The organism is Pseudomonas sp. AC247 (assembly GCF_979258015.1).
In genome coordinates, this window is sequence record NZ_OZ409829.1 from 26,839 (window position 1) to 39,109 (window position 12,271).

Here is a 12,271-nt window from a genome sequence, read left to right on the forward strand (position 1 = left end):
GGGGAAGCTGACATGCAATTAAATGTAAATGACGCTCAAGCGATCGAAGTTTCCGAACTGACATTTGGCGGCGAATTCAACGAGACGCTGGTTCACCAAGCAGTCGTGGCCTACATGGCCGGCGGCCGTCAAGGTACCAAGCAGCAAAAGACCCGTTCCGACGTTCGTGGTGGCGGTAAGCGCCCATGGCGTCAGAAAGGTACTGGCCGTGCTCGTGCCGGTACTATCCGTAGCCCAATCTGGCGTGGCGGCGGTACCACTTTTGCAGCACGTCCACAGGATCACTCCCAGAAGCTGAACAAGAAGATGTATCGCGCAGCAATGCGTTCCATCCTTGCTGAGCTGGTGCGTACTGATCGTCTGGTCGTGGTTCAGGATTTCGCTGTTGAAACTCCGAAAACCAAAGATCTGCTGGGCAAGCTGAACAACATGAGCCTGACCGACGTTTTGATCGTGTCGGACGCTGTTGATCAGAACCTGTACCTGGCTGCTCGTAACCTGCCGCACGTAGATGTACGTGACGTTCAAGGTTCCGATCCAGTTAGTCTGATCGCATACGACAAGGTGTTGATCACCGTGTCGGCCGTGAAGAAATTCGAGGAGCTGCTGGGATGAACCAGGAACGCGTATTTAAAGTTCTGCTTGGCCCGCACGTTTCCGAGAAGGCTACGGTTCTGGCTGACAAGAAAGGCCAGTTCGTTTTCAAGGTTGCAACTGACGCAACCAAGCTGGAAATCAAGAAGGCCGTCGAAAGCCTGTTCAGCGTGAAAGTTGAGCGTGTTACTACCCTGAACGTTCTGGGTAAGAGCAAGCGCACAGCTCGCGGTCTGGGCAAGCGTAATGACTGGAAGAAGGCAGTTATCTCCCTTCAGCCAGGCCAAGATCTCGATTTCAGCAGCAGTGCTGAGTAAGGAAGGGGTGCATCATGGCAATCGTTAAATGCAAACCGACTTCCCCTGGCCGCCGTTTTGTGGTCAAGGTGGTCAACCAGGAGCTGCATAAAGGCGCTCCTCACGCACCGCTGCTCGAGAAAAAATCGAAGACTGGTGGTCGTAACAACAATGGCCGTATTACCACGCGTCACATCGGTGGTGGTCATAAGCAGCATTATCGTATGGTCGATTTCCGTCGCAACGACAAAGATGGCATCGTCGCTACTGTCGAGCGTATCGAATACGATCCAAACCGTACTGCTCACATCGCACTGCTCTGCTACGCAGACGGCGAGCGCCGCTACATCATCGCCCCTAAAGGCGTGAGTGCTGGCGACCAGCTGATCGCAGGCGCTCTGGCTCCAATCAAGCCAGGCAACGCTCTGCAACTGCGCAACATTCCAGTGGGTTCTACTGTACACGGCATCGAACTGAAGCCAGGTAAAGGCGCACAGATCGCTCGTTCCGCTGGTGCTTCGGCGCAGCTGATCGCTCGTGAAGGTGTGTACGTTACCCTGCGTCTGCGGTCCGGTGAAATGCGTAAAGTCCTGGCTGAATGCCGTGCGACCCTGGGCGAAGTCTCGAACTCCGAGCACAGCCTGCGTTCGCTGGGTAAAGCTGGTGCCAAACGCTGGCGTGGCGTTCGCCCAACCGTTCGTGGTGTTGCCATGAACCCGGTTGACCACCCACATGGTGGTGGTGAAGGTCGTACCTCTGGTGGTCGTCATCCGGTATCGCCATGGGGCTTCCCGACTAAGGGCGCGAAGACTCGTGGTAATAAGCGTACCGACAAAATGATCGTCCGTCGTCGCAAGTAAATAGAGGGATACGACAGTGCCACGTTCTCTGAAAAAAGGTCCTTTTATTGATCTTCACCTACTGAAGAAGATCGAAGTGGCGGCGGAAAAGAACGATCGCAAACCAATTAAGACTTGGTCGCGTCGTTCGATGATCCTGCCACAGATGGTCGGTCTGACCATCGCCGTACATAACGGTCGTCAGCACGTCCCAGTTCTCGTGAACGAAGACATGGTCGGCCATAAACTGGGCGAGTTCGCCGGTACCCGCACTTATCGTGGGCACGTGGCTGACAAGAAAGCCAAGCGTTAAGGGGTTAGGAAATGGAAGTAGCCGCTAAGTTGTCGGGCGCTCGAATCTCCGCCCAGAAAGCCCGCTTGGTCGCCGACCAGATCCGCGGGAAGAAGGTGGGCGAAGCGCTCAACTTGTTGGCTTTCAGCAGTAAGAAAGCCGCCGAGATCATGAAGAAAGTGCTGGAGTCGGCCGTAGCCAACGCCGAGCATAACGAAGGCGCAGACGTTGATGACCTGAAGGTCAGCACCGTTTTCGTCAACGAAGGGCGTTCGCTGAAGCGCATCATGCCACGTGCCAAAGGCCGTGCTGATCGCATCGTCAAGCGGTCTTGCCATATCACTGTCAAGGTTGCTGACAAGTAACGGAGTCGAAGAGATGGGTCAGAAAGTACATCCCATTGGCATTCGCCTGGGAATCGTCAAGGAGCACACCTCCGTCTGGTACGCAGACGGTCGGACTTATGCGGACTACTTGTTCGCAGATCTGAAAGTGCGTGAGTATCTCCAAGACAAACTAAAAAGCGCGTCCGTAAGCCGTATCGATATCCATCGTCCGGCCCAAACTGCACGTATCACCATCCACACCGCTCGTCCAGGTATCGTTATCGGGAAGAAAGGTGAAGATGTTGAGAAACTGCGTCAGGACCTGACCAAGCAAATGGGTGTGCCTGTGCACATCAATATCGAAGAGATCCGCAAGCCGGAACTCGACGGTATGCTGGTTGCGCAGAGCGTAGCTCAGCAGCTGGAGCGTCGTGTAATGTTCCGTCGCGCGATGAAGCGCGCAGTACAGAACGCCATGCGCATTGGTGCCAAGGGCATCAAAATCCAAGTGAGCGGTCGTCTCGGCGGTGCTGAAATCGCACGTACTGAATGGTATCGCGAAGGTCGTGTGCCATTGCACACCCTGCGTGCCGACATCGACTATGCCAACTACGAAGCTCACACCACTTACGGTGTGATCGGTGTAAAGGTTTGGATCTTCAAAGGCGAAGTAATTGGTGGTCGCCAAGAAGAGCTGAAACCACAAGCACCAGCGCCTCGTAAAAAAGCTGCTAAGTAAGGGGTACGCCAAATGTTGCAACCTAAGCGTACGAAGTTCCGCAAGCAGATGACAGGCCACAACCGTGGTCTGGCTCAGCGCGGTAGCAAAGTCAGCTTCGGCGAGTTCGCGCTGAAGTCTGTAGCTCGTGGTCGTCTCACCGCTCGTCAGATCGAGTCAGCGCGTCGTGCACTGACCCGTCACGTTAAACGTGGCGGCAAGATCTGGATCCGTGTATTCCCGGACAAGCCTATTTCCAAAAAGCCCCTCGAAGTTCGTATGGGTAAAGGTAAGGGTAGTGTGGAGTACTGGGTTGCCCAGATTCAGCCAGGCAAAGTCCTGTATGAAATCGAGGGTGTTTCTGAAGAGCTGGCGCGTGAGGCTTTTGCCCTGGCTGCTGCAAAGCTGCCGCTCGCCACCGCCTTTGTTAAACGGACGGTGATGTGATGAAAGCGAATGAACTTCGTGAAAAATCCGCACAGCAGCTGAACGAGCAACTGCTCGGCTTGCTGCGCGACCAGTTCAATCTGCGTATGCAGAAAGCAACTGGCCAGTTGGGGCAGTCTCATCTGCTCTCGCAAGTTAAGCGTGACATCGCTCGCGTGAAGACTGTGCTCAACCAGCAGGCAGGTAAGTGATCATGGCTGAAGCCGAAAAAACTGTCCGTACGCTGACTGGCCGTGTTGTCAGCGACAAGATGGACAAAACCATCACCGTTCTGATCGAGCGTCGCGTTAAGCACCCGATCTACGGTAAATACGTTAAGCGTTCGACTAAGCTGCACGCGCACGACGAAACCAATCAGTGCCACATCGGCGACAAAGTCACTATTCGTGAAACTCGTCCTTTGGCCAAGACCAAGTCTTGGGCGCTGGTTGATGTTCTCGAACGCGCTGTGGAAGTCTAAGGACTAGGGGTCGGAGAAATTATATGATTCAGACTCAATCCATGCTCGATGTGGCCGATAACAGCGGCGCTCGCCGTGTTATGTGCATCAAGGTGCTGGGTGGCTCCCATCGTCGTTACGCTGGTATCGGTGACATCATCAAAGTTACCGTCAAGGAAGCAATTCCTCGCGGTAAAGTGAAAAAAGGCCAAGTGATGACTGCTGTTGTAGTCCGCACTCGTCACGGCGTACGTCGTGCTGATGGCTCCATTATCCGCTTTGATGGCAACGCTGCTGTTCTTCTGAACAACAAGCAAGAGCCGATCGGCACCCGTATCTTTGGGCCAGTGACCCGTGAACTTCGTACTGAGAAGTTCATGAAGATCGTCTCGCTCGCCCCAGAAGTGCTGTAAGGAGATCCGACATGCAAAAGATTCGTCGTGACGACGAGATCATCGTGATCGCCGGCAAAGACAAAGGTAAGCGCGGTAAGGTGCTTAAGGTTCTTGCTAATAACCGTCTGGTTATCAGCGGTCTGAACCTGGTAAAGCGTCATACCAAGCCTAACCCGATGTCGGGCGTGCAAGGCGGTATCGTCGAAAAAGAAGCTCCACTGGACGCTTCTAACGTCGCCATTTTCAACGGCGAAACCAACAAGGCTGACCGCGTTGGTTTCAAAGTAGAAGACGGCAAGAAAATTCGTGTCTTCAAGTCGACCCAAAAAGCGGTTGATGCTTGAACACTGCTAGGTAGAAGACCATGGCACGACTAAAAGAGATTTACTGGAAGGAAATCGCACCGAAGCTTAAGGAAGAACTTAAGCTTTCGAACGTGATGGAAGTTCCACGCGTTACAAAGATCACCCTGAACATGGGTCTGGGCGAAGCTGTTGGTGACAAGAAAGTCATCGAGCACGCTGTTGCTGACCTGGAAAAGATCACCGGCCAAAAAGTCGTTGTGACTTACGCTCGTAAATCCATCGCTGGCTTTAAAGTCCGTGAGGGATGGCCGATCGGCGTCAAAGTGACTCTGCGCCGTGAGCGTATGTACGAGTTCCTGGATCGTCTGCTGTCGATCTCCCTGCCTCGGGTTCGCGACTTCCGCGGCCTGAATGCCAAGTCCTTCGATGGTCGTGGTAACTACAGCATGGGCGTGAAAGAGCAGATCATTTTCCCGGAAATCGACTACGACAAGATCGATGCTCTCCGCGGTCTGGACATTACCCTGACCACCACTGCCAAGAACGATGATGAAGGCCGCGCTCTGCTGCGTGCTTTCAAATTCCCGTTCCGCAACTGATTGGAGTAGGAAAATGGCCAAGAAGAGCATGAAAAACCGTGAGCTGAAGCGTCAGCTCACTGTTGCCAAGTACGCCACCAAGCGTGCAGCGCTGAAAGCTATCATCGTTGATCTGAACGCAAGTCCAGAAGCACGTTGGGAAGCTACCGTAGCTCTGCAGAAGCAACCACGTGACGCAAGCGCTTCGCGCATGCGTAACCGTTGCCGCCTGACTGGTCGTCCGCACGGCGTTTACCGCAAGTTCGGCCTTGGCCGTAACAAGCTGCGTGAAGCTGCAATGCGTGGTGACGTGCCAGGTCTGGTTAAAGCCAGCTGGTAATTGCTGTCAAAGTCTCGATGCTCGGGTTCGCAAGAACCTGACCATCGGTGGCCTTGAATCTGAATCAAGCCCCTTTTGGGGCTTGATTCATTTCTGGGGTGTGTCTAGAATGACCGGCTCGCCTGAGCCCGTGTTTTTCATGCCCGGAAGTTCTCGGCGACAAGTAGTAGCCGCAAGGCTAATTTTTCTGTATTAGGAGCGTCTAGCCCATGAGTATGCAGGACCCGTTAGCGGACATGCTAACTCGAATCCGTAATGCCCAGATGGCTGAAAAGTCTGTCGTAAGCATGCCGTCTTCCACGTTGAAGGTGGCTGTAGCAAAAGTCCTAAAGGACGAAGGTTACATCGCGGATTTTCAGATCACCACCGACGCTAAGCCGTCGTTGTCCATCGAGCTGAAGTACTTCGAAGGCCGTCCGGTTATCGAAGAAGTGAAGCGCGTTAGTCGTCCAGGCCTGCGTCAGTACAAGTCCGTTGAAGATCTGCCGAAAGTTCGTGGCGGTCTTGGCGTGTCTATCGTCTCCACCAACAAAGGTGTGATGACGGATCGTGCTGCGCGCGCTGCCGGTGTCGGCGGCGAAGTTCTTTGCACTGTGTTCTAAGGGGGGATAAGCATGTCTCGCGTCGCTAAGAACCCCGTTAAGCTGCCAGCCGGTGTCGAAGTAAAATTCGCAGGCCAACAGCTTTCGGTGAAGGGTGCCAAGGGCACTCTCGAACTGAACATCCATTCGTCCGTTGAGATTGTTGAAGAAGCTGGTGAGCTGCGTTTCGCTGCTCGCAATGGCGATCAACAAACTCGCGCAATGGCCGGTACCACGCGTGCGTTGGTAAACAACATGGTCCAAGGCGTAAGCCAAGGCTTCGAGCGCAAGCTCCAGCTGGTCGGTGTTGGTTACAAAGCGCAAGCAAAAGGCACGGTTCTGAACCTTGCCCTTGGCTTCTCGCACCCAGTGGATTACGAACTGCCGGAAGGCATCACCGCTGAGACTCCTAGCCAGACCGATATCCTGATCAAGGGCATCGATAAGCAGCTGGTAGGTCAAGTGGCCGCTGAGATCCGCGACTTCCGTCCACCAGAGCCGTACAAAGGCAAAGGTGTGCGCTACGCGGACGAAGTCGTCCGTCGTAAAGAAGCCAAGAAGAAGTAGGGCATAGCAAATGACCGACAAAAAAGTTACTCGACTGCGTCGCGCTCGCAAAGCACGCCTGAAAATGCACGAACTAGAAGTCGTGCGTCTCTGCGTGTTCCGCTCGTCGCAGCACATCTACGCCCAGGTCATCTCGGCCGACGGCAACAAAGTCCTGGCATCTGCCTCGACTTTGGATAAAGAACTGCGTGATGGCGCCACTGGCAACATCGACGCGGCCACAAAGGTTGGCCAGCTGGTCGCTACGCGTGCTAAGGCCGCTGGCGTCTCGCAAGTGGCTTTCGACCGCTCTGGCTTCAAGTACCACGGCCGCGTTAAAGCGCTGGCTGATGCTGCTCGTGAAGCTGGGCTGGAGTTCTAAGTTATGTCAAATAACGACCAAAAGCGCGACGAAGGCTACATTGAGAAGCTGGTTCAAGTTAACCGCGTAGCCAAAACCGTTAAAGGCGGCCGTATCTTCACTTTCACCGCGTTGACCGTGGTTGGTGATGGTAAAGGGCGTGTTGGCTTCGGCCGTGGCAAGTCGCGTGAAGTGCCTGCTGCGATCCAGAAGGCAATGGAAGCTGCTCGCCGCAACATGATCCAAGTTGACCTGAACGGCACCACTCTGCAGTACGCAATGAAGTCCGGTCACGGCGCTTCGAAGGTGTACATGCAGCCTGCTTCTGAAGGTACCGGTATCATCGCTGGCGGCGCTATGCGTGCTGTCCTCGAAGTTGCTGGCGTTCAGAACGTTCTGGCCAAGTGCTATGGCTCGACTAACCCGGTAAACGTGGTTCACGCCACGTTCAAAGGTTTGAAAGCTATGCAATCTCCTGAATCCATTGCCGCCAAGCGTGGCAAAAGCGTCAAGGAGATCTTCTGATCATGGCTACCGTTAAAGTAACGCTGATCAAAAGCATGACCGGCCGCATCCCTAACCACAAACTGTGCGTTAAGGGTCTGGGTCTGCGTCGCATCGGTCACACTGTAGAAGTCCAGGATACTCCCGAGAATCGCGGGATGATCAACAAGGCTTACTACATGCTGCGTGTCGAGGGTTAATCGATGAAACTCAATGATCTGAGTCCAGCGCCGGGTTCCCGTCGCGAAAAGCATCGTCCGGGCCGTGGTATCGGTAGCGGTTTGGGTAAGACTGGTGGCCGTGGCCACAAAGGTCAAACCTCCCGCTCCGGTGGCACCATTGCTCCAGGCTTTGAAGGCGGTCAACAGCCGCTGCATCGTCGCCTGCCGAAGTTCGGTTTCGTTTCCCTGAAAGCCATGGACCGCGCAGAAGTGCGTCTGTCCGAGCTGGCTAAAGTGGAAGGCGACATCGTCACCGTGCAGTCCCTGAAAGATGCCAACGTGATCAACGTCAACGTACAGCGTGTGAAAATCATGCTGTCCGGTGAAGTGACTCGCGCTGTCACTATCGGCAAGGGAATCGGCGCCACCAAAGGTGCGCGTGCGGCTATCGAAGCAGCTGGCGGCAAGTTCGAGGAATAAATGGCTAAGCAAGGTGCTCTCTCTGCGCTCGGCAAAGGCGGTATGTCTGAACTCTGGGCTCGTCTGCGTTTTCTGTTCCTGGCGATTATCGTCTACCGAATAGGCGCACACATCCCGGTTCCAGGTATCAACCCGGACCGACTCGCAGACCTGTTTCGACAGAATGAGGGGACCATTCTTAGCTTGTTCAACATGTTCTCCGGCGGCGCGCTGGAACGGATGAGCATCTTTGCACTGGGGATCATGCCGTACATTTCGGCATCGATCATCATGCAACTGATGACCGCCGTCAGCCCGCAGCTGGAGCAGTTGAAGAAGGAAGGTGAAGCTGGCCGTCGCAAGATCAGCCAGTACACCCGCTACGGCACCGTCGTTCTCGCTCTCGTTCAGGCTATTGGCATGTCCATTGGTCTGGCGGGGCAGGGCGTTGCGTTCACTGGTGACTTTGGCTTCCATTTCGTTGCGGTATCCACGTTTGTGGCTGGCGCGATGTTCATGATGTGGCTGGGTGAGCAGATTACTGAGCGCGGTGTAGGTAACGGTATCTCGATGTTGATTTTTTCGGGTATCGTCGCCGGTCTTCCGAGAGCAATCGGGCAGTCTTTCGAGTCTGCGCGTCAGGGTGATATCAACATCTTCGCCCTGGTTGCCATCGGTTTGCTGGCAGTAGCGATTATCGGTTTTGTGGTGTTCATTGAGCGTGGTCAGCGTCGTATCGCTGTTCACTACGCCAAGCGTCAGCAGGGCCGCAAGGTTTTTGCTGCGCAGACAAGCCACTTGCCGCTGAAAGTGAACATGGCTGGTGTTATTCCGGCTATTTTCGCGAGCAGCATTTTGCTGTTCCCGGCTTCGCTGGGTGCCTGGTTTGGTCAGTCTGAAGGTATGGGCTGGTTGCAGGACATCTCGCAGTCGATCGCTCCTGGTCAGCCGTTGAATATTCTGCTGTTTAGTGCAGGGATTATTTTCTTCTGCTTCTTCTATACGGCGTTGATGTTCAATCCGAAAGACGTAGCGGAAAACCTGAAGAAGTCCGGTGCCTTTATTCCGGGCATCCGTCCAGGTGAGCAGTCTGCGCGCTACATTGATGGCGTTCTGACTCGCTTGACCATGTTCGGTGCTCTTTACATGACGGCCGTGTGTCTGCTTCCCCAGTTCCTGGTGGTCGCAGCAAACGTACCGTTCTACCTTGGCGGGACCTCGTTGCTGATCGTGGTCGTGGTTGTGATGGACTTCATGTCCCAAGTACAATCGCACCTCGTTTCGCACCAGTACGAATCCCTGATGAAGAAAGCCAACCTGAAGGGCTACGGCAGCGGCATGTTGCGCTGAGTACCCCATAAGGTTCGAGGAGTTGGTGATGAAAGTTCGTGCATCGGTGAAAAAGCTGTGCCGTAACTGCAAGATTATTCGCCGCGAAGGTGTTGTTCGAGTAATTTGCAGCGCGGAACCGCGTCACAAACAGCGCCAAGGCTGAGTGTGATCCGCTTGAAGCCCGGCAGCTAGTGCGCTGCCGGGTTGATTATTTGTTATTACAGCGATATTATCTCGCGCCCTATTTCTTGGCTTCCGGGGCGTAGGTAGCTGTCAATTGGAGTCCCACTGAATGGCCCGTATTGCAGGCGTTAACATTCCAGATAACAAGCACACTGTTATCTCGCTGACCTACATCTATGGTGTTGGTCGCACTACTGCGCAGAAAATTTGCGCAGTGACTGGGGTAAACCCAGCCGCAAAGATCAAAGATCTGAGCGACGAGCAGATTGAGCAGTTGCGTGGCGAAGTGGCGAAGTTCACCACTGAAGGTGACCTGCGTCGCGAAATCAACATGAAAATCAAGCGTTTGATGGACCTCGGTTGCTACCGTGGTCTGCGTCATCGTCGTGGTCTTCCAGTACGCGGTCAGCGTACCAAGACTAACGCGCGTACCCGTAAAGGTCCGCGTAAGCCGATCCGCAAGTAATCGCCCACGCGAATCGACAGGAAATTAATCATGGCAAAACCTGCTGCTCGTCCTCGTAAAAAAGTTAAAAAGACAGTGGTTGATGGCATCGCCCACATCCATGCTTCTTTTAACAACACCATCGTGACCATCACCGACCGTCAAGGTAACGCGCTTTCTTGGGCTACCTCCGGTGGTTCGGGTTTCCGCGGTTCCCGCAAGTCCACCCCGTTTGCTGCTCAAGTAGCTGCTGAACGTGCTGGTCAAGCTGCGCTGGAATATGGCCTGAAAAACCTCGACGTTAACGTCAAAGGTCCAGGTCCAGGTCGTGAGTCTGCTGTCCGTGCATTGAACGGCTGTGGCTATAAGATCGCCAGCATCACCGACGTGACGCCAATCCCGCACAACGGGTGCCGTCCGCCGAAGAAGCGCCGCGTGTAATCCAGGAGATTGTAAAGAATGGCTCGTTACATTGGTCCAAAATGCAAACTCGCTCGTCGCGAGGGCACCGATCTCTTCCTGAAGAGCGGCGTGCGCGCGATCGAATCGAAGTGCAACATTGAAGCAGCACCTGGTATCCACGGCCAACGCCGCGGTCGCCAGTCCGATTACGGCACCCAACTGCGTGAAAAGCAGAAGGTCCGTCGTATCTACGGCGTTCTCGAGCGTCAATTCAGCGGCTACTACAAAGAAGCTGCTGGCAAGAAAGGTGCAACCGGTGAAAACCTGCTGCAACTGCTCGAATGCCGTCTGGACAACGTTGTATACCGTATGGGCTTTGGTTCGACTCGTGCCGAATCCCGTCAGCTGGTATCGCACAAGTCGATCAGCGTTAACGGTCAGACCGTAAACGTTCCGTCGTATCAGGTTCGTGCTGGTGACGTGGTTGCAGTTCGCGAGAAAGCAAAAAACCAACTTCGCATTGTCCAAGCTCTCGATCTGTGTGCCCAACGTGGCCGCGTAGAATGGGTAGAAGTAGACACTGAGAAGAAGTCGGGCGTTTTCAAGAACGTTCCTGCTCGCAGTGATCTGTCCGCCGACATCAACGAAAGCCTGATTGTCGAGCTCTACTCCAAGTAAGGGCTAGAAAATAGGTGCATCCATGCAGATTTCGGTAAATGAGTTCCTGACACCCCGCCATATTGATGTGCAGGTTGTCAGTCCAACCCGCGCCAAGATCACTCTCGAGCCTCTCGAGCGTGGTTTTGGCCACACCCTGGGCAACGCGCTGCGACGCATCCTGTTGTCCTCAATGCCCGGCTGCGCAGTAGTCGAGGCCGAGATTGACGGTGTGCTCCACGAGTACAGCGCCATCGAAGGTGTACAGGAAGACGTAATTGAAATCCTGTTGAACCTTAAAGGTCTGGCCATCAAGCTGCACGGTCGTGACGAAGTTACGCTGACCTTGTCGAAGAAGGGTTCGGGGGTGGTTACCGCTGCCGATATTCAGCTGGATCATGATGTCGAGATCGTTAATCCCGATCACGTAATCGCTAACCTGGCGTCTAACGGCGCCCTGAACATGAAGCTCACCGTAGCTCGTGGTCGTGGTTATGAACCAGCCGACTCGCGTCAGAGCGATGAAGACGAAAGCCGCAGCATCGGTCGCTTGCAGCTTGACTCTTCGTTCAGCCCGGTTCGCCGTATCGCATACGTGGTGGAAAACGCCCGTGTCGAGCAGCGTACCAACCTGGACAAGCTGGTTATTGATCTGGAAACCAACGGTACTCTGGATCCTGAAGAGGCTATTCGCCGCGCTGCAACCATCCTGCAACAGCAGTTGGCTGCGTTCGTCGACCTCAAAGGTGACAGTGAGCCGGTGGTTGTCGAGCAGGAAGACGAGATCGATCCGATCCTGCTTCGCCCGGTTGACGATCTGGAACTGACTGTACGTTCGGCTAACTGCCTTAAGGCGGAAAACATCTACTACATCGGTGACCTGATTCAGCGTACCGAAGTAGAGCTGTTGAAGACTCCGAACCTGGGCAAGAAATCCTTGACTGAAATCAAGGACGTTCTGGCCTCCCGCGGTCTGTCCCTCGGCATGCGCCTCGACAACTGGCCGCCTGCAAGTCTTAAGAAGGACGACAAGGCGACTGCCTGATCGTCGTAATCACCGAACGTAGTGTT

The 12,271-nt window shown here is 54.4% G+C and carries 25 protein-coding genes; all 25 read left to right on the top strand.

What is annotated here, in order from left to right:
• Positions 1–12 precede the first annotated feature (12 nt).
• The 25 genes from rplD to ACZZ0B_RS00255 all read left to right on the top strand — a co-directional run bounded on the left by rplD (position 13) and on the right by ACZZ0B_RS00255 (position 12,245).
• Entirely contained in the window at positions 13–615 is a 603-nt protein-coding gene (gene rplD, locus ACZZ0B_RS00135; RefSeq protein ID WP_007918468.1) for a 50S ribosomal protein L4, read from the top strand.
• Positions 612–911: a 50S ribosomal protein L23 gene (gene rplW / locus ACZZ0B_RS00140; protein ID WP_002555488.1), complete on the top strand. Its 300-nt coding sequence runs from the start codon at positions 612–614 to the stop codon at positions 909–911. Before rplD ends, rplW begins: the two co-directional genes overlap by 4 nt.
• Positions 912–925: 14 nt before the next feature.
• Positions 926–1,750, top strand: a complete 825-nt coding sequence (rplB, locus tag ACZZ0B_RS00145) for a 50S ribosomal protein L2 (RefSeq protein WP_003228734.1) — start codon at positions 926–928, stop codon at positions 1,748–1,750.
• A 16-nt stretch (positions 1,751–1,766) separates the two neighbouring features.
• Positions 1,767–2,042 carry a 30S ribosomal protein S19 gene (gene rpsS / locus ACZZ0B_RS00150; protein WP_003228731.1) on the top strand — a complete coding sequence of 92 codons (276 nt, stop codon included), beginning with the start codon at positions 1,767–1,769 and terminating at the stop codon, positions 2,040–2,042.
• Between the two features lie 11 nt (positions 2,043–2,053).
• Positions 2,054–2,386, top strand: coding sequence for a 50S ribosomal protein L22 (rplV, locus tag ACZZ0B_RS00155; protein ID WP_003103908.1), 333 nt, complete (start codon positions 2,054–2,056; stop codon positions 2,384–2,386).
• A 13-nt stretch (positions 2,387–2,399) separates the two neighbouring features.
• A complete protein-coding gene (gene rpsC, locus ACZZ0B_RS00160) occupies positions 2,400–3,086 on the top strand; it encodes a 30S ribosomal protein S3 (protein ID WP_003176422.1) in 687 nt (228 codons plus the stop codon).
• Between the two features lie 12 nt (positions 3,087–3,098).
• Positions 3,099–3,512, top strand: coding sequence for a 50S ribosomal protein L16 (gene rplP / locus ACZZ0B_RS00165; RefSeq protein WP_007896757.1), 414 nt, complete (start codon positions 3,099–3,101; stop codon positions 3,510–3,512).
• Positions 3,512–3,703 carry a 50S ribosomal protein L29 gene (gene rpmC, locus ACZZ0B_RS00170; protein ID WP_002555481.1) on the top strand — a complete coding sequence of 64 codons (192 nt, stop codon included), beginning with the start codon at positions 3,512–3,514 and terminating at the stop codon, positions 3,701–3,703. The genes rplP and rpmC overlap by 1 nt, the downstream gene beginning before the upstream one ends.
• A gap of 2 nt (positions 3,704–3,705) precedes the next feature.
• On the top strand, positions 3,706–3,972 hold the full coding sequence (gene rpsQ, locus ACZZ0B_RS00175; protein ID WP_003176419.1) for a 30S ribosomal protein S17: 267 nt from the start codon (positions 3,706–3,708) through the stop codon (positions 3,970–3,972).
• Positions 3,973–3,995: 23 nt separating this feature from the next.
• A complete protein-coding gene (gene rplN / locus ACZZ0B_RS00180; protein WP_002555479.1) occupies positions 3,996–4,364 on the top strand; it encodes a 50S ribosomal protein L14 in 369 nt (122 codons plus the stop codon).
• An 11-nt stretch (positions 4,365–4,375) separates the two neighbouring features.
• Positions 4,376–4,690 (top strand): 50S ribosomal protein L24, encoded by a 315-nt coding sequence (rplX, locus tag ACZZ0B_RS00185; protein WP_008081905.1) that lies wholly within the window; start codon positions 4,376–4,378, stop codon positions 4,688–4,690.
• A 20-nt stretch (positions 4,691–4,710) separates the two neighbouring features.
• Positions 4,711–5,250, top strand: coding sequence for a 50S ribosomal protein L5 (rplE, locus tag ACZZ0B_RS00190; protein ID WP_003176415.1), 540 nt, complete (start codon positions 4,711–4,713; stop codon positions 5,248–5,250).
• Between the two features lie 13 nt (positions 5,251–5,263).
• Positions 5,264–5,569, top strand: a complete 306-nt coding sequence (rpsN, locus tag ACZZ0B_RS00195) for a 30S ribosomal protein S14 (RefSeq protein ID WP_003228726.1) — start codon at positions 5,264–5,266, stop codon at positions 5,567–5,569.
• Between the two features lie 209 nt (positions 5,570–5,778).
• Positions 5,779–6,171 carry a 30S ribosomal protein S8 gene (rpsH, locus tag ACZZ0B_RS00200; RefSeq protein WP_007918458.1) on the top strand — a complete coding sequence of 131 codons (393 nt, stop codon included), beginning with the start codon at positions 5,779–5,781 and terminating at the stop codon, positions 6,169–6,171.
• Positions 6,172–6,183: 12 nt separating this feature from the next.
• A complete protein-coding gene (gene rplF, locus ACZZ0B_RS00205; protein ID WP_003176412.1) occupies positions 6,184–6,717 on the top strand; it encodes a 50S ribosomal protein L6 in 534 nt (177 codons plus the stop codon).
• 10 nt (positions 6,718–6,727) lie between these two features.
• On the top strand, positions 6,728–7,078 hold the full coding sequence (gene rplR / locus ACZZ0B_RS00210) for a 50S ribosomal protein L18 (protein WP_003186037.1): 351 nt from the start codon (positions 6,728–6,730) through the stop codon (positions 7,076–7,078).
• A 3-nt stretch (positions 7,079–7,081) separates the two neighbouring features.
• Positions 7,082–7,582, top strand: coding sequence for a 30S ribosomal protein S5 (rpsE, locus tag ACZZ0B_RS00215; protein ID WP_007943782.1), 501 nt, complete (start codon positions 7,082–7,084; stop codon positions 7,580–7,582).
• Between the two features lie 2 nt (positions 7,583–7,584).
• A complete protein-coding gene (rpmD, locus tag ACZZ0B_RS00220) occupies positions 7,585–7,761 on the top strand; it encodes a 50S ribosomal protein L30 (RefSeq protein ID WP_003176408.1) in 177 nt (58 codons plus the stop codon).
• A gap of 3 nt (positions 7,762–7,764) precedes the next feature.
• Positions 7,765–8,202, top strand: a complete 438-nt coding sequence (rplO, locus tag ACZZ0B_RS00225; protein WP_003228720.1) for a 50S ribosomal protein L15 — start codon at positions 7,765–7,767, stop codon at positions 8,200–8,202.
• Complete coding sequence (gene secY, locus ACZZ0B_RS00230; protein ID WP_003228718.1) at positions 8,203–9,531, top strand: preprotein translocase subunit SecY; 1,329 nt, start codon at positions 8,203–8,205, stop codon at positions 9,529–9,531.
• A gap of 28 nt (positions 9,532–9,559) precedes the next feature.
• Positions 9,560–9,676, top strand: a complete 117-nt coding sequence (gene rpmJ / locus ACZZ0B_RS00235; protein WP_002555468.1) for a 50S ribosomal protein L36 — start codon at positions 9,560–9,562, stop codon at positions 9,674–9,676.
• Between the two features lie 129 nt (positions 9,677–9,805).
• A complete protein-coding gene (gene rpsM, locus ACZZ0B_RS00240) occupies positions 9,806–10,162 on the top strand; it encodes a 30S ribosomal protein S13 (protein ID WP_003186020.1) in 357 nt (118 codons plus the stop codon).
• A gap of 30 nt (positions 10,163–10,192) precedes the next feature.
• Complete coding sequence (gene rpsK, locus ACZZ0B_RS00245; protein WP_002555466.1) at positions 10,193–10,582, top strand: 30S ribosomal protein S11; 390 nt, start codon at positions 10,193–10,195, stop codon at positions 10,580–10,582.
• 18 nt (positions 10,583–10,600) lie between these two features.
• Positions 10,601–11,221, top strand: coding sequence for a 30S ribosomal protein S4 (gene rpsD / locus ACZZ0B_RS00250; RefSeq protein WP_003176404.1), 621 nt, complete (start codon positions 10,601–10,603; stop codon positions 11,219–11,221).
• 22 nt (positions 11,222–11,243) lie between these two features.
• Complete coding sequence (locus ACZZ0B_RS00255; RefSeq protein WP_003186012.1) at positions 11,244–12,245, top strand: DNA-directed RNA polymerase subunit alpha; 1,002 nt, start codon at positions 11,244–11,246, stop codon at positions 12,243–12,245.
• The last annotated feature ends 26 nt before the right edge of the window (positions 12,246–12,271 follow it).